The 24,182-nt window shown below is 74.4% G+C and carries 26 protein-coding genes and 1 pseudogene; 9 read left to right on the top strand and 18 right to left on the bottom strand.

From position 1 onward, the window contains the following. Positions 1-127: 127 nt before the first annotated feature. From sdhC to ET471_RS10100, 4 genes are read left to right on the top strand one after another with little or no spacing between them, the layout of a single operon-like run. Entirely contained in the window at positions 128-508 is a 381-nt protein-coding gene (gene sdhC, locus ET471_RS10115) for a succinate dehydrogenase, cytochrome b556 subunit (RefSeq protein WP_129188014.1), read from the top strand. A 1-nt stretch (position 509) separates the two neighbouring features. Then, positions 510-956, top strand: coding sequence for a succinate dehydrogenase, hydrophobic membrane anchor protein (gene sdhD / locus ET471_RS10110; protein ID WP_129188012.1), 447 nt, complete (start codon positions 510-512; stop codon positions 954-956). A gap of 18 nt (positions 957-974) precedes the next feature. Then, positions 975-2,810 carry a succinate dehydrogenase flavoprotein subunit gene (gene sdhA / locus ET471_RS10105; protein WP_129188010.1) on the top strand — a complete coding sequence of 612 codons (1,836 nt, stop codon included), beginning with the start codon at positions 975-977 and terminating at the stop codon, positions 2,808-2,810. Beyond that, positions 2,810-3,562: a succinate dehydrogenase iron-sulfur subunit gene (locus ET471_RS10100; protein ID WP_129188007.1), complete on the top strand. Its 753-nt coding sequence runs from the start codon at positions 2,810-2,812 to the stop codon at positions 3,560-3,562. Before sdhA ends, ET471_RS10100 begins: the two co-directional genes overlap by 1 nt. 170 nt (positions 3,563-3,732) lie before the next feature. On the opposite strand, the gene ET471_RS10095 is transcribed toward ET471_RS10100, so the two are convergent. The 7 genes from ET471_RS10095 to sigE all read right to left on the bottom strand — a co-directional run bounded on the left by ET471_RS10095 (position 3,733) and on the right by sigE (position 8,831). Continuing rightward, positions 3,733-4,674 carry a hypothetical protein gene (locus ET471_RS10095; RefSeq protein WP_129188005.1) on the bottom strand — a complete coding sequence of 314 codons (942 nt, stop codon included), beginning with the start codon at positions 4,672-4,674 and terminating at the stop codon, positions 3,733-3,735. Between the two features lie 181 nt (positions 4,675-4,855). Next, entirely contained in the window at positions 4,856-5,740 is an 885-nt protein-coding gene (locus tag ET471_RS10090) for a YhjD/YihY/BrkB family envelope integrity protein (protein WP_242496238.1), read from the bottom strand. 21 nt (positions 5,741-5,761) lie between these two features. After that, entirely contained in the window at positions 5,762-6,304 is a 543-nt protein-coding gene (locus ET471_RS10085; protein WP_129188003.1) for a 2'-5' RNA ligase family protein, read from the bottom strand. An 11-nt stretch (positions 6,305-6,315) separates the two neighbouring features. Next, positions 6,316-7,380, bottom strand: coding sequence for a tryptophan--tRNA ligase (gene trpS / locus ET471_RS10080; protein WP_129188001.1), 1,065 nt, complete (start codon positions 7,378-7,380; stop codon positions 6,316-6,318). Positions 7,381-7,485: 105 nt separating this feature from the next. After that, positions 7,486-7,851, bottom strand: coding sequence for a twin-arginine translocase TatA/TatE family subunit (locus tag ET471_RS10075; RefSeq protein WP_242496531.1), 366 nt, complete (start codon positions 7,849-7,851; stop codon positions 7,486-7,488). Positions 7,852-7,899: 48 nt separating this feature from the next. Next, the gene (locus ET471_RS10070; RefSeq protein WP_129187997.1) at positions 7,900-8,259 is read right to left on the bottom strand and encodes a zf-HC2 domain-containing protein; all 360 of its coding nucleotides are present in this window, start codon (positions 8,257-8,259) and stop codon (positions 7,900-7,902) included. Beyond that, the gene (gene sigE / locus ET471_RS10065) at positions 8,256-8,831 is read right to left on the bottom strand and encodes an RNA polymerase sigma factor SigE (protein ID WP_165350468.1); all 576 of its coding nucleotides are present in this window, start codon (positions 8,829-8,831) and stop codon (positions 8,256-8,258) included. The genes ET471_RS10070 and sigE overlap by 4 nt, the downstream gene beginning before the upstream one ends. A gap of 100 nt (positions 8,832-8,931) precedes the next feature. Between sigE and ET471_RS10060 the strand changes: the two are divergent. Continuing rightward, positions 8,932-9,560 (top strand): annotated as a pseudogene (locus ET471_RS10060) (O-methyltransferase). 64 nt (positions 9,561-9,624) lie between these two features. Here ET471_RS10060 and ET471_RS10055 read toward each other — a convergent pair. The 4 genes from ET471_RS10055 to dapE form a co-directional block, all read right to left on the bottom strand. Then, the gene (locus tag ET471_RS10055; protein WP_012877752.1) at positions 9,625-9,792 is read right to left on the bottom strand and encodes a DUF3117 domain-containing protein; all 168 of its coding nucleotides are present in this window, start codon (positions 9,790-9,792) and stop codon (positions 9,625-9,627) included. Between the two features lie 93 nt (positions 9,793-9,885). Beyond that, positions 9,886-10,827, bottom strand: coding sequence for a dihydropteroate synthase (gene folP, locus ET471_RS10050; RefSeq protein WP_129187993.1), 942 nt, complete (start codon positions 10,825-10,827; stop codon positions 9,886-9,888). Then, entirely contained in the window at positions 10,824-11,642 is an 819-nt protein-coding gene (locus tag ET471_RS10045) for an LOG family protein (RefSeq protein ID WP_129187991.1), read from the bottom strand. Before ET471_RS10045 ends, folP begins: the two co-directional genes overlap by 4 nt. Positions 11,643-11,657: 15 nt before the next feature. Beyond that, the gene (dapE, locus tag ET471_RS10040; RefSeq protein WP_129190885.1) at positions 11,658-12,782 is read right to left on the bottom strand and encodes a succinyl-diaminopimelate desuccinylase; all 1,125 of its coding nucleotides are present in this window, start codon (positions 12,780-12,782) and stop codon (positions 11,658-11,660) included. A 69-nt stretch (positions 12,783-12,851) separates the two neighbouring features. On the opposite strand from dapE, the gene dapD reads away from it, so the two are divergent. From dapD to ET471_RS10025, 3 genes are all read left to right on the top strand, one after another. Beyond that, the gene (dapD, locus tag ET471_RS10035; RefSeq protein WP_129187989.1) at positions 12,852-13,820 is read left to right on the top strand and encodes a 2,3,4,5-tetrahydropyridine-2,6-dicarboxylate N-succinyltransferase; all 969 of its coding nucleotides are present in this window, start codon (positions 12,852-12,854) and stop codon (positions 13,818-13,820) included. Continuing rightward, positions 13,817-14,764: a hypothetical protein gene (locus tag ET471_RS10030; RefSeq protein WP_129187987.1), complete on the top strand. Its 948-nt coding sequence runs from the start codon at positions 13,817-13,819 to the stop codon at positions 14,762-14,764. The genes dapD and ET471_RS10030 overlap by 4 nt, the downstream gene beginning before the upstream one ends. Before the next feature lie 98 nt (positions 14,765-14,862). Continuing rightward, entirely contained in the window at positions 14,863-15,429 is a 567-nt protein-coding gene (locus tag ET471_RS10025; RefSeq protein WP_129187985.1) for a hypothetical protein, read from the top strand. A 74-nt stretch (positions 15,430-15,503) separates the two neighbouring features. Here ET471_RS10025 and ET471_RS10020 read toward each other — a convergent pair whose 3' ends face one another. The 3 genes from ET471_RS10020 to fdxA form a co-directional block, all read right to left on the bottom strand. After that, positions 15,504-16,814: a citrate synthase gene (locus ET471_RS10020; protein WP_129187983.1), complete on the bottom strand. Its 1,311-nt coding sequence runs from the start codon at positions 16,812-16,814 to the stop codon at positions 15,504-15,506. Positions 16,815-17,083: 269 nt separating this feature from the next. Continuing rightward, positions 17,084-18,223 carry a succinyldiaminopimelate transaminase gene (gene dapC, locus ET471_RS10015; protein WP_129187981.1) on the bottom strand — a complete coding sequence of 380 codons (1,140 nt, stop codon included), beginning with the start codon at positions 18,221-18,223 and terminating at the stop codon, positions 17,084-17,086. 66 nt (positions 18,224-18,289) lie between these two features. Further along, the gene (gene fdxA, locus ET471_RS10010) at positions 18,290-18,607 is read right to left on the bottom strand and encodes a ferredoxin (protein ID WP_129187979.1); all 318 of its coding nucleotides are present in this window, start codon (positions 18,605-18,607) and stop codon (positions 18,290-18,292) included. Between the two features lie 79 nt (positions 18,608-18,686). Between fdxA and ET471_RS10005 the strand changes: the two genes are divergently transcribed. Further along, a complete protein-coding gene (locus ET471_RS10005; RefSeq protein WP_129187977.1) occupies positions 18,687-18,962 on the top strand; it encodes a hypothetical protein in 276 nt (91 codons plus the stop codon). Positions 18,963-19,016: 54 nt separating this feature from the next. On the opposite strand, the gene ET471_RS10000 is transcribed toward ET471_RS10005, so the two are convergent. From ET471_RS10000 to ET471_RS09985, 4 genes are all read right to left on the bottom strand, one after another. Then, the gene (locus ET471_RS10000; RefSeq protein ID WP_242496237.1) at positions 19,017-20,000 is read right to left on the bottom strand and encodes a prephenate dehydrogenase; all 984 of its coding nucleotides are present in this window, start codon (positions 19,998-20,000) and stop codon (positions 19,017-19,019) included. Further along, on the bottom strand, positions 19,997-20,989 hold the full coding sequence (locus ET471_RS09995; protein ID WP_242496236.1) for a prephenate dehydratase: 993 nt from the start codon (positions 20,987-20,989) through the stop codon (positions 19,997-19,999). The genes ET471_RS10000 and ET471_RS09995 overlap by 4 nt, the downstream gene beginning before the upstream one ends. Beyond that, positions 20,986-21,126, bottom strand: a complete 141-nt coding sequence (locus ET471_RS18580) for a hypothetical protein (RefSeq protein ID WP_242496235.1) — start codon at positions 21,124-21,126, stop codon at positions 20,986-20,988. The genes ET471_RS09995 and ET471_RS18580 overlap by 4 nt, the downstream gene beginning before the upstream one ends. Before the next feature lie 754 nt (positions 21,127-21,880). Beyond that, positions 21,881-24,028 carry a VanW family protein gene (locus ET471_RS09985; protein ID WP_129187973.1) on the bottom strand — a complete coding sequence of 716 codons (2,148 nt, stop codon included), beginning with the start codon at positions 24,026-24,028 and terminating at the stop codon, positions 21,881-21,883. Positions 24,029-24,182 lie beyond the last annotated feature (154 nt).

Raw genomic sequence — 24,182 nt, 5'->3', positions numbered from 1 at the left:
TGGCGCAGGGCGGTTCGGCCACGTTCACAGTGTCATTACAGTGACCCCATCGCCGCCCCGTGCTCGTCGTCGAGCCATGGGCCGACGACGACGGAACCCGACGAACCCCTGACCGGAGGCTCCCACCGTGCCTGATGCACCGGGCGGCACGCTCTATCGCGGCCGCGAAGGCATGTGGTCGTGGGTCGCGCACCGCGTGACCGGCGTCCTGATCTTCTTCTTCCTGCTCGTGCACGTGCTCGACACCTCGCTCGTGCGGGTCTCCCCGGAGGCCTACAACGCGATCATCGGCACGTACCGGCACTGGATCATGGGCCTCGGCGAGGCCGGGCTGGTCGCCGCGGTGGTGTTCCACGCGTTCAACGGCGTCCGGATCATCCTGGTGGACTTCTGGGCCAAGGGCCCGAAGTACCAGCGCGTGATGCTCTACGTCGCGCTCGGTCTCTTCGTGGTGGTCATGGCGGGCTTCCTGCCGCGGCACCTGATGAACACGTTCGGAGGGCACTGAGATGACCGCGGTCGACAACCCCCGCGCCCCGTACGTCCGGCAGAAGGCGACGCGCTCGAACTACGAGCTGTACAGCTGGATGTTCATGCGGGCGTCCGGCGTGCTGCTGCTCGTCCTGATCTTCGGGCACCTGTTCGTCAACCTCATGACGGGCGAGGGCGTCCACTCGATCGACTTCGCCTTCGTCGCGGGCAAGTGGGCCGGGCCGTTCTGGAAGGTCTGGGACCTGCTGATGCTGTGGCTCGCGATGATCCACGGCACCAACGGCGTGCGCACGATCATCAACGACTACGCGTCCAAGGACGGCACGCGGCTGGTGCTCAAGGCGCTGCTCTACCTGGCGTTCACGATCGTCGTCGTGCTCGGCACCCTCGTGATCTTCACGTTCGACCCGTGCCCGCCCGGCGCCACGCAGGACCTCCTGCCGTCGTTCTGCCCCGCCGTCTGATCCCCGAGGACTGAATCCATGCAGACACACCAGTACGACGTCGTCATCGTCGGCGCGGGTGGCGCCGGGATGCGTGCGGCGCTCGAGGCCTCGAAGGACGCCCGCACCGCCGTCATCTCCAAGCTGTACCCGACCCGCTCCCACACGGGTGCCGCCCAGGGCGGCATGGCCGCCGCGCTCGCCAACGTCGAGGACGACAACTGGGAGTGGCACACCTTCGACACCGTCAAGGGCGGTGACTACCTGGTCGACCAGGACGCCGCCGAGATCCTGGCGAAGGAGGCCATCGACGCCGTCCTCGACCTGGAGAAGATGGGCCTGCCGTTCAACCGCACGCCCGAGGGCCGCGTCGACCAGCGCCGGTTCGGCGGCCACACCCGCAACCACGGCGAGGCCGCGGTGCGCCGCGCCTGCTACGCCGCGGACCGCACCGGCCACATGATCCTGCAGACGCTGTACCAGAACTGCGTCAAGCAGAACGTCGAGTTCTACAACGAGTTCTACGTGCTCGACCTGCTCACCGACCACGACCTCACCACCGAGGAGCTCGCGGACGGCGCCGAGGTCAACGCCACGGGCGTCGTCGCGTACGACCTGGCGAGCGGCGAGATCCACGTGTTCCAGGCCAAGGCGATCATCTTCGCCACGGGCGGCGCGGGGAAGATCTTCAAGACGACGTCGAACGCCCACACCCTCACCGGTGACGGCATGGCGCTCGCCTACCGCCGCGGCCTGCCGCTCGAGGACATGGAGTTCTTCCAGTTCCACCCGACAGGCCTCGCGGGCCTGGGCATCCTCCTGTCGGAGGCGGCCCGCGGCGAGGGCGGCATCCTGCGCAACGCCGACGGCGAGCGCTTCATGGAGCGCTACGCCCCCACCATCAAGGACCTCGCGCCGCGCGACATCGTCGCCCGGTCGATGGCCAACGAGGTGCGCGAGGGCCGCGGCGCCGGCCCCAACAAGGACTACGTGCTGCTCGACCTGACGCACCTGGAGCCCGCGCACATCGACGCGAAGCTCCCGGACATCACCGAGTTCGCGCGCACCTACCTGGGCGTCGAGCCGTACACCGAGCCCGTGCCCGTCTATCCGACGGCGCACTACGCGATGGGCGGCGTGCCCACCAACGTGCAGGGCGAGGTGCTGCGCGACGGCCACAACGTGGTGCGCGGCCTGTACGCCGCCGGCGAGGTCGCGTGCGTGTCCGTGCACGGGTCCAACCGCCTGGGCACCAACTCGCTGCTCGACATCAACGTGTTCGGCAAGCGGTCCGGCCGCGCCGCCGCCGCGTACGCCAAGACCGTCGAGGCGCACCTGCCGCTGCCGGAGGACCCGGCGGCCGCCGTCGTCGCGCAGCTCGAGGACATGCGCTCGCGGCCCGACGGCGAGCGCGTGGCCGACCTGCGCCGCACGCTCCAGGAGACCATGGACGCCAACGCCCAGGTGTTCCGCACGGGCGAGTCGCTCGGCGAGGCCATCGCCGTCATCAAGGACCTGCAGAAGCGCTACCGGAACGTCTCGGTGCAGGACAAGGGCAAGCTCTTCAACACCGACCTGCTCGAGGCGATCGAGCTGGGCTTCCTGCTCGACATCGCCGAGGTCACGGTGCTCGCGGCGCTCAACCGCAAGGAGTCGCGCGGCGGCCACTACCGCGAGGACTACCCGGACCGCGACGACGTCAACTACATGCTGCACACCATGGCGTACCGCCGCCCGCCGTCGGCCTCCGACGTCGCCGACGGGCACGTCGAGGGCTACTTCGACCATGTGGAGAACCTGGACGGCTACAAGGTCGTGCTCGGCTCCAAGCCCGTGATCCAGACCCGCTACGAGCCGATGGAGCGGAAGTACTGATGACTGCCGTCGCAGAAGCACCCGCGAAGGTGGGCGAGGTCGCCTCCTTCACCGTCACGATCAAGATCCGGCGCTTCAACCCCGAGGTCTCCGCGGAGGCCACGTGGGAGGAGTACCAGGTCGAGGCGCACGCCACCGACCGCATCCTCGACGCCCTGCACAAGATCAAGTGGGAGCAGGACGGCTCGCTGACGTTCCGCCGCTCGTGCGCGCACGGCGTCTGCGGCTCGGACGCCATGCGCATCAACGGCCGCAACCGCCTCGCGTGCAAGACGCTGCTCAAGGACGTCAACCCCGACAAGCCCATCACGGTCGAGCCCATCAAGGGCCTGCCCGTGGTCAAGGACCTCGTCGTGGACATGGAGCCGTTCTTCGCCTCGTACCGCGAGGTCATGCCGTTCCTCATCACCTCGGGCAACGAGCCGACGCGCGAGCGCCTGCAGTCCGCGGCCGACCACGCCAGGTTCGACGACACCACCAAGTGCATCCTGTGCGCCGCGTGCACGTCGTCGTGCCCGGTGTTCTGGACGGACGGGCAGTACTTCGGCCCGGCCGCGATCGTCAACGCGCACCGGTTCATCTTCGACAGCCGTGACGAGGGCGGCCAGCAGCGCCTGGACATCCTCAACGACAAGGAGGGCGTGTGGCGCTGCCGCACCACCTTCAACTGCACCGAGGCGTGCCCGCGCGGCATCCAGGTGACGAAGGCGATCCAGGAGGTCAAGCAGGCGATGATCCGCCGCGCCTTCTGACCCCGCTCTCCCCGCGCGACGGCGGCCGTCCCCACCCGGGGCCGGCCGCCGTCGCCGTCCCGGGTGGGGACGGCTGGCCCTGGCTCGGGTCGGCGGTTGTGGCTCGGGTCGGCGGATGCGTCCGCCGATCTGGAGCAGAACCGCCGACCCGGCGGCGTCAGGATCCCGCGCTACGGCGGCGGGAGGAGCGGGTTGCGGCGGGCCGCGCGGCGGGTCGACGTCGGGAAGGCCGCCAGCAGGCGTGACTCGACCGCGGCGAGGGTTCGAGCGTCGGCCGCGACGAACCGGAGCGGGCGGACGCCGAGCGTCTCGGCGATCACGTCGTCCCGGCGCTTCTCGTCGAACCGGTAGCGGTCGGGGTCCCACCCCGCTCCGAGGCCGTCGGCCGTGTACTTGACCCGCCCGTCGAACTCCGCCAGCACGCGGTCCCTCGGCCAGGCGAGGTCGGACCGGTAGGTACCGGAACGGGTGGCGATCGGGAACTGTGTGACGGGCCGCGGCAGGCCGAGCCGCAGCGCGACGTAGCGCAGCCACGTCTCCCAGGCCGACTCGGCTCCCGCGTCGCCCAGCTCGATCAGCACCTGGGCGCGCGCCTTGCCGTTGCGGCGGCGTTGCGCGAGCACGGCATCGCGGACCGAGCGGCGGTCGACTCCTTGCCGCAGCGCAGCGTCGAGGATCACCAGGCCGTGCAGCGGGTGCAGCGCGAGCAGGCAGTCGGCCACCGTTCGTACCAGGTCGGTGACGGGGAGGCCGTCCAGCTCGACCCACCGGTCGAGCACAGCGCGGTGCCTCGCGACGTCGTCGGCGGCGGACCCGCCCGCCCGGTAACCCTGGACGACGTGCACCCTGGGGTCGGGCTCCCAGAGCGGGAGGTCCCACAGGAGTGCCGCCGACGTGTGGCTGAAGACGTGAGGCGCGTCGAGCCGTGCGTGCACGGCGCGGATGCGAGCGACCGCCCGGACGCGCGCCGCGACGTGACGGTCCGCGGCGATGGTGTCCGTCGGGAGGTAGGCGCCACGCCGGAGGCGCTCCAGCTCTCCGCGCCGGACCCGGCTGCGCAGCAGGTTCGGGTGATGCTCCGCGGCAAGCACGAGACCGTCGGCACGCTCCATGCCGCCACCCTGCCCCGCGCCACCCCCGAAAGAACGCCCCCGATCCCCCTGTGCACAACCACGACCCCGCCCCCCTGGGGGTCCGGGCCCGTCGGGTCGGCGGCTTCGCTCGGGTCGGCGGTTCTGCCTCGGGTCGGTGGATGCGTCCGCCGATCCGGAGCGAAACCGCCGACCTGGGGCGTCACGCCCCCTCAGCCGGCGTCCGCCGCGGCGGGTCGTGCATCCAGGCGCACGTGAGCAGCAGGAGCCGGGCGACGAAGTTGACCAGGACCAGGATCGTCACGATCGCGGCGAACGGGGCCAGCAGGCGGTTGGCTCCGGCGGAGCCCACCACGATCGTGGTGCCCAGCCACCGCAGCGCGCCGGCCACGACACCCGCGGCGAGGCTGCCCAGGACCAGGTCGCGTCGCGTCGGCCGCGCCCCGCCGACGACGGTGATGATCATGACGACCACGACGGCGTCGAGGGCGACCCCGACGGCGGCGCCGCCCAGCCGTACCGCCCACGCGACGGCCTGGCTGCCGCCCAGCCACGACTCGACGACCTGCCCCACGGCCCCCGCGGCCACCGAGGCTCCCGCGGAGGCGACGACGCCGACGCCCAGCAGCGCGAACCCGGCGAGCTGCCAGACGCGCGCGAGGACGGGGTTCTGGCCCGCCGCGGGCAGGTCGAACATCGCGCGCACCGAGCTCCGCAGGGCGCCCATCACGCCGAGGGCCGAGACGAGCAGCACGACGGCGGCGACGACGGTCGCCCAAGTCAGGGCCGAGGGCAGGACGAGCTTGTCGGGACTGATCATGTCCTTCGGGCCGTCGCCGACGAGCCCCGGGACCCAGGTGTCCACCTGGTCGAGGACGGCGTCGCGCAGGCCCGCGTTGCGGCCGAGCGACGCCGAGAACACCGACCAGCCGATCGTGAGCCCGGCGAACAGGCTGAACAGCGCCGAGTAGGCGATCCCGCCGCACAGCAGCGGGCCGTTGCGGGCGCCGTACCAGGCGAGCGTCCGGCCGAGGCGGGAGTCCTTCCAGCGCTCGACCGCGCGGCTCACGGGCGCGGGCAGGTCCACGGCACCGAGCCTAGGAACGCCTCAGGCGCCTCGCAGGGGGAAGCGGCGCTGCGGCCGCCACACGCCGTCGTCGCCGTGCTCGTACTGCCACAGGGCCGTGACGTCGAACGCGGCGTCGAACCCGGCCATCTGGGTGAACGCACGGTCGAGGGCGTCGTCCGACAGCTCGTGGGCCACCGTGACGTGCGGGTGGTAGTTGAAGCGCACGTCCTGCGCGAGGATGCCCGAGCGCGTCGCGAGCTCGAGCTGCTCGCACTCGGCGATGCCCTCGACGACGTTGACGAACACCACGGGCGACACGGGCCGGAACGTCCCCGACCCGCGCAGGTGCAGGCGGAACACCGGCGTCTCGCTCGCGACCTTCTCGAGGTGCTTCCACACGACCGGCATGATCGCCTCGTCGACGACGGTCGGGCCGATGAGCGTGATGTGCGGCGGGATCGTCGCGGCGCGGGGGTCGCCGAAGTCCTCGCGCGCCTCCTGCAGGACGGTCGCCCACGGCTCGGGCACGGCGATCGAGATCCCGATCCGCGCCTGCGCGGGGCCCCGCTCGGGGATGTGCACGACGCCGGACCTCAGCCGCGCGCCACGGGGAGCAGGCCGAAGCGCTCGTAGACGCGGTCGAGCACGGGCGCGGCGATCGCACGGGCACGGTCGGCGCCGTCGGCGAGCACCTTGTCGAGCTCTGCGGGGTCGGCGAGGTACGTCGAGGCGCGCTCCTGGAACGGGGCCAGCCACGCGACGACCGCGTCGGCGAGGTCCACCTTGAGGTAGCCGTAGCCGCGGCCGTCGTACTCCGCGGCGATGTCGTCGATCTCGCGGCCGGTCACGGCGGAGAAGATGGTCAGCAGGTTCGAGATGCCGGGCTTCGCGGCCGGGTCGAACCGGACGGCGTACGTCTCGTCGGCGTCCGTGACGGCGCCCTTGACGGCCTTGGCGGCCTTCTTCGGGTCCTCCAGCAGCCACACGACGCCCTTGCCGCCGGACGACGACTTGCTCATCTTGGCGGACGGGTTCTGCAGGTCCTGGATCTTCGCCCCCGCCTTGACGATGTGGGCGTCGGGGACGACGACGGTGCCCGCGCCGAAGCGCGTGTTGACGCGCTCCGCGAGGTCGCGGGTCAGCTCGAGGTGCTGGCGCTGGTCCTCGCCGACGGGCACGAGGGCCGAGTCGTACAGCAGGATGTCGGCCGCCATGAGCATGGGGTAGGCGAAGAGGCCCACCGTGGTGCCCTCGGAGCCCTGCTTGCTCGACTTGTCCTTGAACTGCGTCATGCGGCTGGCCTCGCCGAAGCCGGTCTGGCACTGCAGGAGCCAGCCGAGCTGCGCGTGCTCGGGCACGTGCGACTGCACGAAGAGGATCGACCGCGACGGGTCGACGCCCGCGGCGAGGTACTGGGCCGCGGTACGCCGCGTCCGCTCCCGCAGGGCGGCCGGGTCGGGGTTGACCGTGAGCGAGTGCAGGTCGGCCACGAAGTACAGGGCGTCGAAGTCGTCCTGGAGAGCCACCCACTGCCGCAGCGCCCCGATGTAGTTGCCCAGGTGGAGCGAGCCGTCGGTGGGCTGCATGCCGGACAGGATGCGGGGGCGGTGACCGGTCGCCGCGGGGGCGACGCTGCCGGTGGCGAGGGGGGCGGACATGGGCCTCATTCTGACAGGTTCGGACGGTGGCGCCGCAACGCGTTCGCGGCGCTCAGGCGGGACGCGCCGCGCCCAGGCGGTCGCGGCGGACAGGTGGAGCGAGGCTCAGGTGGCCTCCGGGTCGAAGGGCACCGCGCCGCCCGGGACGGCGGAGGTCCGCGCCGGGCGGGCGGCCGGGGCAGCGGCCGCCGCGGTCCGGGACGCGCCGAGGATCGGCCCGTCCTCCAGCAGGGCGTCGCGCACGATGCGCCGCGGGTCGTACTGCCGCGGGTCGAGCTTCGACCAGTCGACGTCGGCCAGCTCAGGTCCCAGCTCGTCGGAGACGCGGTCCTTCGCGTCCGCCGCCAGCGCCCTCACGCGCTTGACCAGGCGCGCGAGCTGCGCGGCGTACTGCGGCAGCCTCTCCGGCCCGATGAGCACCAGCGCGAGCACCACGATGATGAGGAACTCGCCGCCGTTGATGTCGAACAACACGTCGCCAGCCTAGCCGCGCGCGACGGCGCCGAGGGCCGCGGCGCCCTACGCCCCGAGCCAGCGGCGCAGGCCGCGCCGCGAGCCCACGACGTCGCCCGCGAGCGGTCCGGTGAGCGCCACGGTGGTGTCTCCCGCGACGGGCCAGGCGGGGGCGGGGCGCTCGCGCAGCGGGTCCCCCGCGGCGGGCGGGACGGTCGACGAGAGCGCCATGAGCCGCTCGGTCAGGTCGGCGGCGACGCTCACCTCGGTGGCGGCCGCGAGCGCCTGCCGCGCGGCCCGCTCGGCCGCGAGGCCCGAGGCGCACCGGGCGCAGACGGCGACGTGCGCGAGCGCCCGCTCGGCCTGGGCGGGCGGGAGCTGGCCGTCGGCGAGGGGGCTGAGCCACACCCCGAGGTGCGCGCTCACCGGTCGGACTCGCGGTGGGCGAGGGCGGAGCGCAGCTGGGCGCGGGCACGGTGGATGCGTGAGCGCACGGTGCCGAGCTTGACCCCCAGGGTCACGGCGATCTCCTCGTAGGACAGGCCCTCGATGTCGCACAGCACGACGGCGGCGCGGAACTCAGGGCGCAACGCGTCGAGGGCGGCCTGCACGTCGTTGTCGAGGTGGGCGTGCTCGAACCCGCGCTCCGGGCGCCCGAGCGCGTCGTCGTCGACGACGTGGGCGGCGTCGTCGCCCATGGCGTCCATGCGGACGCGCTTGGCGCGGCGCACGGAGTCGAGGAACAGGTTGGTGGTGATGCGGTGCAGCCAGCCCTCGAACGTGCCGGGCGTGTAGCCCGACAGCGAGCGGAACACGCGCAGGAACGTCTCCTGCGTGAGGTCCTCGGCGTCCTGGCGGTTGCCGGTGAGCCGGTAGGCGAGCCGGTACACGCGGGCGGAGTGCTCGCGCACGATCGCGTCCCACGTCGGCGGCGTCCACGCCTCGGCGCCGCGCGCCGGTGCGGGGGCGGTCACGTCGACGGTCGGCAGGCTGCTCATCGGGACCATCGTGTCACGGCGGGGTTAGCATCCGTGCGGGCCGAGCACGCTGCGCGCCACACCTTCACCCCATCCCGACATCCCCTTCCCGGAGGACCACATCAGCGCGGACGCCGTCCCCACCGCCTGGCTGTACGGCGAGGGGTTCGTCGCGGAGGACGCCGTGCTGCTCCGGGCCCGCGAGCGCGCGGAGCACCTCGGCGGCACGCCCGTCTCCCCCGGCGCCGGGTCGGTGCTCGCCGTGCTCACGGCCGCGCTCGGGGCGCGGGCCGTCGTGGAGGTCGGGACGTGCGCGGGCGTCGCGGCCCTGTGGCTGCTGCGGGGGATGCCGGCGGACGGCGTCCTGACGGTGATTGACCCGGACACCGAGCACCTGCGGGCGGCGCGGGCGGCGTTCGCCGAGGCGGGCGTGCCCCCACCCGGACGCGCGTCATCGCGAGCCGGGCCGGCGAGGTGCTGCCGCGGCTCGCGGACGACGCGTACGACCTGGTGCTGGTCGGCGGGGACGCGCTCGCCTGGTTCGACTACGCGTCGCGTGCCCTGCGGCTGCTGCGCCCGGGCGGGATGCTCGTCGTCGAGGGCGTGCTCCCGGTCGGCCCGGGTCCGGGGACGGCCGACGAGGCGGCCGCCGCGCGCGAGCTCGGCGAGGCGGTCCTCGCCGACGTGGGCCTGGTGCCCGCGCTCGTGCCCGTGGGCGACGGGCTGCTGCTCGCGGTGAAGCGGGCCTGAGGACGACGGAGCGCGGGGCAGCCGACCTGCCCCGCGCTCCGTGTGTTCGTGTCTCGTGGGTCCGTCAGGCGACGACGGCCTTCAGCGCCTCTCCCAGCTCGCTCGCCTCCGTGGCGTTGAGCTCGACGACCAGACGGCCACCGCCTTCGAGCGGGACCCGCATGACGATGCCGCGTCCCTCCTTGGTGACCTCCAGGGGGCCGTCACCCGTGCGCGGCTTCATCGCAGCCATCTGTGGCACTCCATTCCGTTGTGCGGTCGTTTCGCCAGGACACAGTCTAGTTCACGCCAAACCCCGTCGTGGAACCCCGTCGCAAGTCGGTGCTCAGGCGAGACCGCGCAGGACCTGCGCCGGGACCGCCTCGTCGCGCACCACGGCGACGAGGTCGAGCACACGGCGCGTGGCGGCGACGTCGTGCGCGCGGAACACCCGCGCGCCCAGCCAGGCCGCGAGCGCGGTGGCCGCGAGCGTCCCCTCGAGCCGCTCGTCGGGCGGCAGCCCGAGCGTCTCGCCCACGAAGTCCTTGCGCGACAGCGCCATGAGGAGCGGGTGGCCGAGCCCCGCGAGCGCCGGGGTGCGGCGCAGCAGGTGGAGCGAGTGCCAGGTGTTCTTCCCGAAGTCGTGCGTGGGGTCCACGAGCACGCTGGCGGCCGGCACGCCGCACGCGACGGCCCGCGCGGCGGCCGCCCGCAGGGTCGCGACGACGTCGAGCAGGACGCCGTCGCGCGGGTCGCCCTGGTCGGGGGCGGGGTAGGCGACGCGGTGCGGGTCGGTGCGCGGCGTCGCGCCGCCCGTGTGGGAGCAGACGACGCCGACGCCGGCCTCCCCCGCGACCTCGACGAGGTGCGGGTCGGCGCCGGCCCACGTGTCGTTGACGAGGTCGGCGCCCGCGGCGATCGCCTCGCGCGCGACGCTCGCCCGCCACGTGTCCACGGACAGGACGAGGTCGGGCAGCTCGGCCCGCACGCGCGCCACGAACGGCACGACCCGGCGGATCTCCTCGGCGTCGTCGACCACGGGCCCGACGCCCGCGCGGACCCCGCCGACGTCGAGGATCTCGGCGCCCTCCTCCCACGCGCGGTGGGCGGCGTCGAGCGCGGCGGCGTCGTCGGGCTTGCGGGCCGGGGCGTAGAACGAGTCGGTCGTGCGGTTGAGGATGGCCATGACGACGCCGCGGCGCGAGCCGTCGGCGTCGCGGCCCAGCTCGCGGCCGCGCAGCACCAGCGGGGCCCCGCCCGGGGGCACCACCGGGTCGGGCGCGCTCACCCCTCGGTCGGCGCGTCCGCGGACGCGGCCTGGGCCGCCCGCTCGACCGCGGCGAGCTCGGCGCCGCGCTCGAGGACGTACTTGACCGCCTCGGTGGGGTCGTCCGTGAGGTGCAGCAGGTCGGGGTCCGCGGCGGAGACCATGCCGCGGTCCAGCACCGGCCCGTGCAGCCAGTCGAGCAGCCCCTGCCAGAAGTCGACGCCGACCAGCGCGACCGGGAACCCGGTGACCTTGTGCGTCTGGACGAGGGTCAGGGCCTCGAAGAGCTCGTCGAACGTGCCGAAGCCGCCCGGCATGACGATGAACCCCTGCGCGTACTTGACGAACATCGTCTTGCGGGCGAAGAAGTACCGGAAGTTGACGCCGAGGTTGACGTACTCGTTCATGCCCTGCTCGAAGGGCAGCTCGATGCCGAGCCCGACGGACAGGCCGCCGGCTTCGTGCGCGCCCTTGTTCGCGGCCTCCATGATGCCCGGGCCGCCGCCCGTGATGACGGCGTAACCGGCGTCGACCAGGTCGCGGCCCACCTGGACGGCCGCGGCGTAGTCCGGGTGGTCGCGCGGGGTGCGCGCCGACCCGAAGACGGAGACGGCGGGGCCGACCTCGGCGAGCGCGCCGAAGCCCTCGACGAACTCCGACTGGATGCGCATGACCCGCCACGGGTCGTTGTGCAGCCAGTCGGTGTCCTGGGGCCCGGCCAGGAGGCGCTGGTCGGTGGTCTGGTCGGGGATCTGCGTGCCGCGCAGCAGCACGGGCCCCTTGCGGTAGCCCGCCCCGCGCTGCGCGACGCCGTCGTCGGTGACTCGCTCGCTCATGACCTCACCCTACGGTCAGGCCAGCAGCCAGGCGCGGAGGGCGTCCCGGCACAGCGCCAGCTGCGCGACGGGGACGCGCTCGTCGTCCTTGTGGGCGAGGACCGGGTCGCCCGGGGCGAAGTTCACCGCGGGGATCCCGAGGTCGGCGAAGCGCGCGACGTCGGTCCAGCCGTACTTGGGCCGCGGGGTGCCGCCCGTGACGGCCAGGACGGCGTCGGCGAACGCGACGGCGAGCGGGGCGTCCAGGCCGGGGCGCGCCCCGCCGGCCGCGTCGGTGACGCGCACGTCGAAGCCGTCGAACAGGTCGCGCAGGTGGTTCTCGGCCCCGGCGGTCGACAGCGACGGAGCGAAGCGGTAGTTCACCGTGACGACGCACGCGTCGGGGACCACGTTGCCCGCGACGCCCCCGCGGATGCCGACGGCGCCGAGCGACTCGCGGTACACGAGCCCGTCCACCTCGACCTCGCGCGGCTCGTAGGCGGCGAGGCGGTCGAGGATCGGGGCGGCGAGGTGGATCGCGTTGACGCCCGTCCAGGCGCGGGCCGAGTGCGCGGCCACCCCGCGCGTGCTCACCTCGACCCGGATGGTGCCGTTGCAGCCGCCCTCGATGCCGGCGTCGGACGGCTCGCCGACGACGGCGAAGTCGCCCTCGAGCAGGTCCGGGCGGTGGCGGGCCAGGCGGCCCAGGCCGTTGCGCACGGCCTCGACCTCTTCCTGGTCGTAGAAGACGAACGTCAGGTCGCTCGTGGGCTCCGCGCCCGGGCGGCCCAGGTCGACCGCGAGCGCGAGCATGACGGCGATGCCGGCCTTCATGTCGACCGTGCCGCGGCCCCACAGCTCGCCGCCCGAGTCCGTCTCGGCAAGCCGGGTGGGCAGGTTCGGCGGGTCCGCGAGCGGGACGGTGTCGAGGTGGCCGGCGAAGACGACGCGGCGCTCGCGCCCCAGGTGCGTGCGGGCCACGACGCAGTCGCCGTCGCGCAGCACCTCCAGGTGCGGCTGCGCCGTCAGGAGCGCCTCGACGGCGTCGGCGAGCGCCTTCTCGTCTCCCGAGACCGACTCGACGTCGCACACCGCGGCGAGCAGCGCGACGAGGTCTGCTCCGGGGCCTCCCGGGCGGGCCGCCTCCGCGAGCGCGAGCAGGTCGACAGGGCGGTGTGCTGCGGTGGACGTCACGGGCCCGACCTTACCGGCGGCAACTAGGCTTCACCCATGACCCGCGCCGCCTGGGGCCATGGCCTCGCCACCGTCACCCTCCCCGAGATCCTCGGCACCGATGCCGCCGCCACGCTCGACACCTGGTACCCGGCGCCCGCGCTCGGCGAGCCCGCCGAGGGCGCCGCGCCCGCGTCGCTCGCCGCGCTCGTGGGCCGCGACGAGGCCCGCGGCGTCGAGACGGTGCTGGTCCGCACCGTCGTCGACCTCGACGCGCCGATCGCCGACACCGCCGACGCCTACCTGCGCCTGCACCTGCTCTCGCACCGCCTCGTCGCACCGAACACGGTCAACCTCGACGGCATCTTCGGCGCGCTCGCCAACGTCGTGTGGACCGACGCCGGCCCCTGCGCCGTCGACGGGTTCGAGGAGACGCGCGCCCGCCTGCGCGCGGCGAACCGCCGCCCCGTCACGGTGCTCGGCGTCGACAAGTTCCCGCGCATGGTCGACTACGTGCTCCCCGCGGGCGTCCGCATCGCCGACGCCGACCGCGTGCGCCTGGGCGCCCACCTCGCCTCCGGCACCACCGTGATGCACGAGGGCTTCGTGAACTTCAACGCCGGCACGCTCGGCGTCTCCATGGTCGAGGGCCGCATCTCGCAGGGCGTCGTCGTGCACGACGGCGCCGACATCGGTGGCGGCGCGTCGATCATGGGCACCCTGTCGGGCGGCGGCAAGGAGCGCGTCGTCATCGGCGAGCGCGCCCTGCTGGGCGCCAACGCGGGCGCGGGCATCGCGCTCGGCGCGGACTCCGTCATCGAGGCCGGCCTGTACGTCACCGCCGGCACCAAGGTGACCGTCCTGGGCGAGGCCGCCGAGGACGGGTCGCCCCGCGTGGTCAAGGCGCGCGAGCTGTCCGGCGTCCCGAACCTGCTGTTCCGCCGCAACTCGTCCACCGGCGGCATCGAGGTGCTCGCCCGCCGCGGCGTCGGCATCGAGCTCAACGCCGCGCTGCACGCCCAGTGAGCACCCGCGCGGCCGTCCGGCGACGACGGAGGCGAGCGCTCGTCTCCGTCGTCGCCGCGGTCGCGGTGGTCGGCGCGGGCGCGTGGTGGGCCCTGGAGCGGGGCTCGGACACGCCCGCGCGGCAGCGGTGCAGCGCGACGCTCGACGGGACGGACTGGTACCTGTCCCCCGCCCAGGCGGAGAACGCCGCGCTCGTCGCCGGGGCGACGGTGCGCCGGGCGCTGCCGGCCCGGGCCGCGACCATCGGCCTGGCGACCGCGCTCCAGGAGTCCAAGCTCATCAACCTCGACTACGGCGACCGCGACTCCCTCGGCCTGTTCCAGCAACGCCCCTCGCAGGGCTGGGGTGCGCCCGAGCAGGTCCTCGACCCGCTGTTCGCGACGAACGCCTTCTACGACGCGCTCGTCCAGGTGCCCGGCTACGAGGACCTGCCCGTCACCGTCGCGGCGCAGGCCGTGCAGCGCTCCGGGTTCCCCGAGGCGTACGCGCAGCACGAGACGCGCTCGCGCGCGTGGGCCAGCGCGCTCACCGGGCACTCGCCCGCCGCCGTGTCGTGCCAGCTCGACCCGGTGGCCGACCCGCGGCCCGCCGACGACGCCACCGCCGCCCTCGCGGAGCGGGCCGCCCGCGACCTGGGCCTGGGCGCCGACGCCGTCGTCGTCACCTCGCCTCGGCAGGGACCGGCCGACGACGGCGTGACCGTCCGGATCGACGCGACGCCGCTGCCGACCGGGGACCCCGCGCGGGCCGCGTGGGCAGCCGCCCAGTGGGCGGTCGCCGCGGCGTCCGTCACCGACGTCGTCGAGGTGCGCGTCGCGGACCGCGTGTGGACGCGGCCCGACGCCGTGCACGCCGCCCGCGACGGCGAGAACCCGTGGCGGCCGGCCGACGACGGCGCGCTCGCCGCCGGGAGCGTCACGCTGCGGCTGGCCGCGGCGGGCTGACCGGGACGGGCGGCCCGGTAACCGCCGGGCGTGCCGTGCCGGGCGACCCGCGGCGACACGACGGGCCGTCCCCTGCCCGGCCGGTCTACCGTGCCCTCATGCTGCTGCACGACCTCCAGGCGCGCGTCCGGATCGCCCTGACCACCACGCTGACGAACGAGTGGGGACTGTTCACGCCCGCGACCGGCACCTCGCACCCCAGCGCGCGGTCGATCGCGTTCCACGTCGGCTGGCACCTGCGGCCGATGTTCGACGAGTCGTGGGACGTCGACTGCGACTACGAGCGCAGCGGCGCGGCCCCGGAGCCGTCGCTCGCGTTCGGCACGGGCGTGCTGCGGGCGCCCGACCTCATCGTGCACCGCCGCGGCCGCCTCGGCCCCGAGGACAACCTGCTCCTGGTGACGCTCACGGCCGACTTCGCCTCGCACCAGGAGGATGCGCCGGACTTCGACGCCGTGCGCTCCGTGCAGCTGCGCTACGGCTACCGCTACGCGGTGTGGGTGGACCTCCAGCTGCGCGAGGACGGCCCCGAGGGGCGGGTCCGCCCGCAGTGGCAGTGGGGCACGCTCGACTCGGGCCCGGTGCGCCCGGAGCCCGAGTCCGTGTACACGTCGGAGGAGCTCACCTCCATCACGCACGCGATCCAGTCGCTCTACCTCGGCTGACGTCCTCGGCCGACGCCGCCCGGGACGCCGACGGCCCCGCCTCCCGGTCGGGAGGCGGGGCCGTCGCGCGCGGCTCAGCGCTGCTCGATGGGCACGTACGGCCGCTCGGTGGCGCCCGTGTAGATCTGGCGTGGGCGGCCGATCTTCGTGGCCGGGTCCTTCATCATCTCGCGCCACTGCGCGATCCAGCCAGGCATGCGGCCCAGCGCGAAGAGCGGCGTGAACATGGCCGGCGAGAAGCCGATGGCCTTGTAGATGAGGCCCGTGTAGAAGTCGACGTTCGGGTAGAGCTTGCGCTCCACGAAGTAGTCGTCCGACAGGGCGATCTCCTCGAGGCCGCGGGCGATGTCGAGCAGCTCGTCCTTGGCGCCGAGCGAGTCGAGCACCGCGTCCGCGTGCTTCTTCACGATGGCGGCGCGCGGGTCGTAGGACTTGTACACGCGGTGGCCGAAGCCCATGAGGCGGACGCCGTCCTCCTTGTTCTTCACCTTCCGCATGAAGTCCTCGACGGAGTCGCCGCCCGAGCGGATGCGCTCGAGCATGAGCAGCACCGCCTCGTTGGCGCCGCCGTGCGACGGGCCCGACAGCGCGTTGATGCCCGCCGCGACCGAGGCGTAGACGTTCGCGTTCGAGGAGCCGACCATGCGCACGGTCGACGTCGAGCAGTTCTGCTCGTGGTCGGCGTGCAGGATGAGCAGCTTGTCCATGGCCGCGGCGACCACCGGGTCGGCGTCCCACTGCTGGTAGGGCACGCCGAACGACATGCGCAGGAAGTCCTCGACGTAGCCGCGCGCGTAGTCCGGGTAGAGCAGCGGCTCGTCCCGCATGGAGCGGTGCACGTACGACGTGATGGTGCGGATCTTCGCCAGGATGAGCACGGTGGCGAGGTCGACGGCCTCGTCGTCGTGCGGGTCCAGCGACTCCGGGTAGAACGTGGCCAGCGCGTTGATGGACGAGGCCAGCACCGACATGGGGTGGCCGCCGCGCGGGAACGCGGCGAGGAAGCCGCGGAACTGCTCCGGGACGAGGGTGTGCCGGTTGACGCGGGCCGTGAAGTCGGTGAGCGTCTTCGCGTCCGGCAGCTCGCCGTAGATGAGCAGGTAGGCGACCTCGAGGAACGTGGAGCCCTCGGCGAGCTGGTCGATCGGGTACCCGCGGTAGCGCAGGATGCCCCTGTCGCCGTCGATGTACGTGATCGCCGACGCCGTGGACGCCGTGTTCGTGTAGCCCGGGTCGTACGTCGCGAGGCCGGTCTCCTTGAGCAAGGAGGAGACGACGAGGCCGCCGTTCCCCTCCGTCGCCTCGACGACGGGGAGCGCGACGTTGCGCCCGCCGACGGTGAGCTCCGCCTGTACACCCGTCACGGGCTGCGTGATGGTCGTCATGGTGTCCTTCCTGCGAGCAGCGGCCCGGTCGTGGGGGCCGCCGCTGATCTGCGTGGTGCACGCCGTGGCTGCGTGCTGAGCCGGCGTGCCGTCGGGGCACGTTCCGTGCCCAGGGCTCCGTCGACCTGTGGGGGAACCTACCCCCGTGGTGCTGCGCGTTCCCAATCCTCTCCACGGAGCGGACATCTGCCATCGTGCCGCTGGTCAGCGCGAAAGGGCAAGGTCCCGGCAGATGAGCGTCATGACCGGGCAAAGAAATGTGGCGCGAATCACAGCCGCGCGGGTGCCGCGGCCCGCAGCCGGTCCGCGGCGGCGGCGACCGCGACGTCGGTGGCGGTGAGCGCGACCCGCACGTGGCCCTCCCCGGCCGCCCCGTAGAACTCCCCCGGACCGGCGAGGATGCCCAGCGCAGCGAGGCGCGCGACGAGCTCGCGGCTCGTCGCGGTGTCGGCCGGGTCCGCCGGGCGCGCCCACAGGTACAGGCCCGCCTCGGAGTGGTCGACCGTCCAGCCGGCCGCTTCCAGCGCGCCGAGCAGCACCTCGCGGCGTCGGCCGTAGACGGCGCGCTGCTGCGCGACGTGCGCGTCGTCGCCGAGCGCGACCCGCATCGCCTCCTGCACGGGGCGCGGCACGATCATGCCGAGGTGCTTGCGCGTGGCCAGCAGGTCCGCGACGAGCGCGGGGTCGCCCGCGACGAACGCGGCCCGGTAGCCGGCCAGGTTGGACTGCTTGGACAGCGAGTACGCGACCAGCAGGCCCGTGCGGTCGCCGCCGGTGACCTCGGGGTCGAGCAGGCTGGGGACGCGCAGCCCGTCGGCCCACGGCAGCAGCGCGTAGCACTCGTCGGAGACGACGACGGCGCCGATCGCCCGCGCGGCCTCGACCACGCGGCGCAGGTGCGCGACGTCGGCCACGGCGCCCGTGGGGTTCGACGGCGTGTTGACCCACACGAGCCGCACGTCGTCGCGCCCGGCCCAGTCCGCGACGTCGTCGGTCGCCAGCGCCGTGGCCCCGGCGAGCCGCGCGCCGACGTCGTACGTCGGGTACGCGACGGCGGGATGGACGACGACGTCGCCGGCGCCCAGGCGCAGCAGCGACGGGAGCAGGCCGACGAGCTCCTTGGAGCCGATCGTGGGCAGCACGCCCGCCGGGTCCAGGTCCGGCACGCCGCGGCGGCGGGCGAACCACGCGGCGACGGCCTCGCGCAGCGCGGGCGTGCCGTACGTCAGCGGGTACGCGTGCGCGTCAGACGCGGTCTCCAGCGCGGCGCGCACGACGTCCGGCGTCGGGTCGACAGGGGTGCCGATCGAGAGGTCGACCAGGCCGTCCGGGTGGCTGCGGGCGAGCGCGGTGACGTCGCCCAGCGTGTCCCACGGGTACGGCAGGTCGCGGAGGTCACTCAGTCCCATGGTTGTCCCAGGCCTCGTCGTCGTCCCATGCCTCGTGATCCCATGCCTCGTCGCGGGGCGACGGGCTCAGGCCTGCGGCGGGAGGGCCTCGACGAGCGGGTGGTCCTTCTCGATCAGGCCGAGCTTGGCGGCACCGCCCGGGGAGCCCAGGTCGTCGAAGAACTCCACGTTGGCGCCGTAGTAGTCCTTCCACTGCTCCGGGACGTCGTCCTCGTAGTAGATGGCCTCGACGGGGCACACCGGCTCGCAGGCGCCGCAGTCGACGCACTCGTCGGGGTGGATGTACAGCGACCGCTTGCCCTCGTAGATGCAGTCGACGGGGCATTCCTCGATGCACGCCTTGTCCTTGACATCGACGCACGGCTGAGCGATCACGTAGGTCACGGGCCCACTTTAGTATCGGGGCGGGTCCGGGAACGACACCGGCACCTGGCGATCTCAGCAGCCGAGCGAGGAGGCGCACGTGGACACGGCCGTGTGGCGGGACCTGCCCGTCGGGGCCCGCGTCGTCGTGCGCCGGCGCCTGTCGGCCGCCGAGGCGGCCGAGGCGGCCGTCCAGGGGCGCGGCACGGTGTGGACCGACGTCATCGCCGTGGTGCTGGAGGTCGACGACGACGGCCTGACGCTGCGCACCGACGCGCCGCGCGAGACGACGCCGCGCACGGTGCGCGTCGCGGCCGGAGAGATCGAGACGGCGAAGCGGATCCCGCCGCGGCCGCAGCGGCGGACCGTGCGGTGACGGCGGCTGCCCGGCCCCGGCCGGTAGCCCGGACCGGCGCCGGCGCGAGGGGCGCTAGCGCGCGAGCACGGCCTCGGTCTCGGTCAGCCCGGTGACGACGGCGCCCGACGCGCAGCGCGCCACGAGCGCCGCGGGCCAGCCCGCGTCGAGGGGGACGGGGGCCTGGGCGCCGCGCGCCCGCCGCTCGCCCGGGCGGCCCTGGGCGCGGACGTCGTCGGCGGCGCGGAAGAAGCCGTGGACCGGGGCGTTCGTCTCCAGCGCGGCGACGAGCGCCTCGAGGTCGCGGACGGCCTTGCGCAGCGCGGGGGCCACCCACGCGGCGTTCTCCGTGACCATGGCCTCCGTGCGGGCCGGGTCCGTGTAGGCCACCCGCGTCCCGTCGCGGAACGAGCCCGCCGCGAGGCCGAGCGCGGCGTCGCGCACGGGGGCGCCGGCGACGGCGTTGAGCAGCTGGGTGGCGAGCACGTGCGGCACGTGGCTGATCAGCGCCGCCGCCTCGTCGTGGACGTCGTCGGTGAGCACGGCCACGGTGCCCGCGAGCGGGCCCGTCAGGAGCCGCAGCAGGGGCGCGAGGCGGGCGCCGTCGTCGTCGGGACGCACCGTGACCGCCCACGCGGCACGGTCCATGAGCTGTGCCGACGACGCCGCGAAGCCGCTGTGCTCCGTCCCCGCCATGGGGTGCGCGCCCACGAACCGGTCGCCCAGCCCGGCAGCCTCGACCGCCAGGCGGACGGGACCCTTGACGGACCCGACGTCGGTGACCGTCGCGTCGGCGGTCGTCCCGATGCAGCGCGCGAGCTCCGCGGCCGTCGCGCGCATGGCCCGCAGCGGCACGGCGAGCACCACGAGGTCGGCGCCCTCGACGGCCTCGGCGAGCGACGTCGTCGCGGTCAGGCCCACGGCCCGTGCGGACGTCACGGCCGTGGCGTCCACGTCCTGCCCGACGACGACGACGCCGCGCTGCGCGAGCAGCTGCGCCAACGAGCCGCCCACGAGCCCGAGGCCCAGCACGGCGACACGCGCGAAGGGTGCGCTCACCACAGCAGCCCCCGCGCGAGGTCGGCCTGGTCGGCGCCGGCCGCGACGCTGCCGTGGGGCACGTGGGCGGGCACGACGCCGTCGAGCGCGCACTCGCCCGGCGGCGCGGGGTACGCGCCGAGCACCTTGAGCGAGTCGCCGGCCGCGAGCAGGTCCTCCAGCAGCGCGCGGGCGTGCGGGTCCCACGGGGCGGCGTCGAACGTCACGGCGAACACGTACTGGTTGGCGCGGGCCTTCAGCGGGCGCTCCATGAGCGAGGTCATGTTGATGCCGCGGGCGCCGAACGCCGTCGTCACGCGGGCGAGCACGCCCGGGCCGGTCACCGCGGGGGTCACGGCCACCATCGTGCGCCACGGCGTCGCGGGCGGCAGCGCGTCACGCGCGGCGGCGAGCAGCACGGGCGCCTCGTCGCGGCGGGCCAGCACCAGGAACCGGGTGCGCGCCCCGCCGAAGTCCTCGACGCCCTGCGCGAGCGTCTCGAGCCCGTAGAGCGCGCCGCACACGCGCGGGCCGAAGGCCACCTGGTGGTCTGTCACGTCGCGGCAGGCCGCGCCGTTGGACGACGCCGGGACGGGACGCAGCCGGTGCGCGGCGACGAAGCGGGACACCTGCGCGAGGCCGTGCGGGTGCGCGGTCGCCTCGGTGAGCTCGCCGTGCCCGGGGCGGACGAACGCGTCGAACGAGATCGGCAGCACCACCTCGTCGACGGCGACGACCTCCTGCGACCCGAGCAGCCCGTCGAGCGACGGCACGACGTAGCCCTCGACGGAGCTCTCGATCGCGACGATGCCGCGGGCCGCGGCGCCCGACGCGACGGCGTCGTGCACGGCGCCGACGGAGTCGAGCGCCCGCGGGCCGCCCTGCGGGGCGCGCGTCCCGGCGCGAGCCGTCCACTCGAGCACCGCCTGGTGCGTGAAGGTGCCCTCCGGCCCCAGGAACGCGATCCCACCGCCCGCTGACGCGATCCCGCCGCCCGCGGGCGCGGTCACGCGCCCGCCCACCGCGGGGCGAGCGCGGAGGGGCCGGGCACGAAGCCCTCCCCCGGCAGGACGGCGAGCGTGCGGTGCGCGATGCCGCGCGCGTCCAGCTGCGCGACGAGCGCGTCGAGCGCCTCGACGCGGGGCACAGGAACGACGTGAAGAACACGTGCGGCCCGCGCGCCGACGGGTGCGAGCGCAGGTGCTGGAGGTCGATGCCGGCGTCGGCGATCTGGGCCAGCGTGGGCTGGAGCGAGCCGCGGTGGTCGTCGTACGGGCCGAACGCGAGCCACACCTGCGCCGGGCGGGCGAACCGCGGCCACGCGTCGCGCGACTCGAGCAGGCCGTACCAGACGGGCGGCAGGTCGCCCAGGCGCTCCGAGCCCGCGAGCTCGACGAGCCCCGCGGGCACGCGCGTGCGCTCGACGACGAGCGAGCCGTCCGGCCCGGCGATCGCCGCGCGCTCGTCCACGGGCGTGCGCGCGGGCACCAGCCGGGGGCTCACGCCGAGCGTGCGCAGCACGTCGCGGCAGTCGCGCAGCCCGGCCTCGTCGATGACGACGGCGCCGCCGGTCGCCTCCGGGTGGCCCACCCACGCCCACTGCGTCCGCACGGGGACGGCCGCCGTGATCATGAGCGCCGGGTCCCCGGCGAGCAGGGCCTCCTCGAGCGTCGGGGCCGGCTGCTCGGGGTGCCCGAGGTGCACGACGGCGGCCAGGTCGGCGATGCTCGCGACGGTCGCCAGGGTGTCCGTGGCCGTGCCGAGGTCGAGCAGCTCCAGGGGCGGCGGGCCCGACGGCTCGCCGGGACCGCCCCGGTCGGGCTCGACGAGACCGGACCAGCCGCCGAGCTCGGCGGCCAGGGCGGCGTGCGCGGGCGACTCCCGCTCCGAACGTCCCAGCATCACTGCTCCCCGGAGCCGGCGTCGGCCGGGGGCGCGGTGGGCGTGTCGCAGACGACGGGGTTGTCCGGCTTGTACGTCCAGTCGAACTTCTCGTTGATCACGACCTTGCCGTTCGGGTCGGTCACCTTGCGGGAGTTGGTGATCGTGAAGCCGTCCTCGCCGCCCGCGTAGGCGGCGCAGGACGCCCCGCTGCGGTGCACCGTCGTCGTCTTGACGACGTTGCGGCGGTCCGACGCCGAGGTGTCGACGTGGAAGTACTTGGTGCTCCAGACCTGCACGTGCAGCTGGTTGCCCTCGATCCACGACTGCAGCACCGCACCGTAGGGCGAGTTGTTCTTGAACCGCATGTCCAGCGACCCGACGAAGATCGTCGCCTCGCGGCCGGCCGGGTACCGGTCGAAGTGGACGCTGTGCGGGCGGTGCTCGACGTTCTCGAACCCGGCGAAGAAGCCTGCGTTGTACGTCGTCGTCGCCATCTGCGACAGGCCGCCGCCCATGCCCTCGGTGTGCACGCCGTTGTTGATGACGCCCGCAGCCTTGAAGCCGTTCGACGCGTCGATGGGGCTGAGGGTGTCGATGAGCGAGAACGTCTCGCCCGGGCGCACCAGGGTGCCCGTGAGCAGCTGCGCGCCGCGGCGCAGGTTCTCCGTGCGGATGGGCTCCTTGGTCAGCGGCGTCGAGAACGACGAGACGACCTCGGTGACGCCGAGCGCCTCGAGCGCGGCCTTGCTCTGCTCGGGGTCGCGCTGGACGAGCTCGACGGTCGCGTTGCGGTCGGCGCCGAGCGCCGCGGCCTGCACGGCGGTGGCGACCGCGGCCGGGTCGAGCGTGGTGCCCGGCTCGCCGCCGACGACGACGGGCCGGCCGTCCTGGAACTCGAAGTGGGCGTCGTCCGGGTCGGTCAGCAGGTCGACCGTGCGGTCGACGATGCCCGTGACGAGCTTGGCGCCGTCGACCGTGAGCTGGAGGCTGCCGTCGACGGGCGCGAACGACGTGGCGGCCGCGAGCGCCTCCGGCGGCAGCTCGGGGTGCTGGCTGCCGACCGTGACCTGCACGGGCCCGGCGACGATCTGCTGCGCCTGCGCGAGGGCGGCGTCGGTCTCCTCCTGGGTGATCTGCGGCGCCACCGGCGCAGTGGGCAGGTCGAAGGGGCCCGGCTCGGTGAGCCACTGGGACACGAGCGCCTGGGCCGCGGCGTCCGCCGAGACCGTGGTCCCGTCGGTGGCCGGGGTGGCGACGGGCACGCCGTCGGTGAACGCGACGGTGCCGTCGACGGGGGCGACGGCGAGGGTGTCCACGAGCCCGGCCACGGCGGCGTCGAGCTTCGGCTGGTCGACCGTGAGCTGGCGGGCGGCGTGGCCGCCCCCGAACAGGTGCGACCACAGGCGCCCGGGGCTCATCGAGAACCCGGTGAGCTGGTCGACCGTGCCCTGCGCGTCGAGCGCGAGGCCGGCGGCGGCCGGGTCGAGCGTGGTCTGCGCCTGGCCGGCCGTGATCTGGATGGGCTCGCGGCTGGCGGGGCCGAGGCCCTGCGTCAGCTGGTCGACGGCCTCGGCCCGCGTCAGGCCGCCCAGGTCGACGCCCGCGACCTGCGTGCCCGTGGGCACCTTGTCCGCGAAGAGCCACTGCGCGCCCGTGTACAGGCCCGCGAGGACGACGGCGATGCCGCCGATCATGAGCAGCGCGCGCGGGGCGCGGCTGGGCTGGCCGTCGCCGACGAGCCCGCCGAGCGGGCCGCCGCCGGTGCCGAGCCCGGCGCTCTCACGGGCCGGGCCGTCGTACCCCGGCGCCGCGAGGGAGCCGAGGGACACCGCGGAGAAGGGCGTCGCGGGCGGCACGGGAGCGAACGGGGCCGTCTGCTGCGCGGGCGCGGGCTGCGCGGCGGGCTGTGCCGAGGCCTGCGCGGGCGCGGGCTGCGCCGCCGCGGGGACGGGCTGCGGCACCGACACGTGCCCGACCACCGTCGGGAGCGCCTGCGTGGGCGTCACGTTCGAGACGGTGGGGATGGCCCGGCGGTCGCCGACCGCCGGGCGCTCGTAGGCCAGGACCGGGGGGACGTAAGGGACGTCCTCGTCGGTGAGCGGCGCGTCGGCCGACCCAGGAGTGTTCGGCTCGGGCGCGTTGTCGCGCTCGGTCGGCTGGCCCATCGAGTTCGCTCCGTGCGGGTCTGAAGGTGACGACGTCCCTGGTGGGAGCCGTCCGAGGTGGTGCCTGGTGGCGGTGCGGGGGTGCGGGCTCGGTGCCGCGCCCGCACTCGCGAATCCTACGCGCGCGCCCAGCGGCCGGGTCCGGCGTCAGGCA

The organism is Xylanimonas protaetiae (assembly GCF_004135385.1).
GTDB classification, from domain to species: domain Bacteria; phylum Actinomycetota; class Actinomycetes; order Actinomycetales; family Cellulomonadaceae; genus Xylanimonas; species Xylanimonas protaetiae.
The sequence above is the reverse complement of the archived record's forward strand: the minus strand, read 5'-3'. Positions and strand labels throughout refer to the sequence as shown.

Bases quoted from the DNA above. Each gene is read 5' to 3' on its own strand.
- sdhD (WP_129188012.1), top strand. From the start codon at position 510: ATGACCGCGGTCGACAACCCCCGCGCCCCGTACGTCCGGCAGAAGGCG.
- sdhA (WP_129188010.1), top strand. From the start codon at position 975: ATGCAGACACACCAGTACGACGTCGTCATCGTCGGCGCGGGTGGCGCC.
- ET471_RS10100 (WP_129188007.1), top strand. From the start codon at position 2,810: ATGACTGCCGTCGCAGAAGCACCCGCGAAGGTGGGCGAGGTCGCCTCC.
- ET471_RS10095 (WP_129188005.1), bottom strand. From the start codon at position 4,674: ATGGAGCGTGCCGACGGTCTCGTGCTTGCCGCGGAGCATCACCCGAAC.
- trpS (WP_129188001.1), bottom strand. From the start codon at position 7,380: ATGTCCGCCCCCCTCGCCACCGGCAGCGTCGCCCCCGCGGCGACCGGT.
- sigE (WP_165350468.1), bottom strand. From the start codon at position 8,831: ATGAGCAGCCTGCCGACCGTCGACGTGACCGCCCCCGCACCGGCGCGC.
- ET471_RS10055 (WP_012877752.1), bottom strand. From the start codon at position 9,792: ATGGCTGCGATGAAGCCGCGCACGGGTGACGGCCCCCTGGAGGTCACC.
- ET471_RS10045 (WP_129187991.1), bottom strand. From the start codon at position 11,642: ATGAGCGAGCGAGTCACCGACGACGGCGTCGCGCAGCGCGGGGCGGGC.
- dapD (WP_129187989.1), top strand. From the start codon at position 12,852: ATGACCCGCGCCGCCTGGGGCCATGGCCTCGCCACCGTCACCCTCCCC.
- ET471_RS10025 (WP_129187985.1), top strand. From the start codon at position 14,863: ATGCTGCTGCACGACCTCCAGGCGCGCGTCCGGATCGCCCTGACCACC.
- ET471_RS10020 (WP_129187983.1), bottom strand. From the start codon at position 16,814: ATGACGACCATCACGCAGCCCGTGACGGGTGTACAGGCGGAGCTCACC.
- dapC (WP_129187981.1), bottom strand. From the start codon at position 18,223: ATGGGACTGAGTGACCTCCGCGACCTGCCGTACCCGTGGGACACGCTG.
- ET471_RS09985 (WP_129187973.1), bottom strand. From the start codon at position 24,028: ATGGGCCAGCCGACCGAGCGCGACAACGCGCCCGAGCCGAACACTCCT.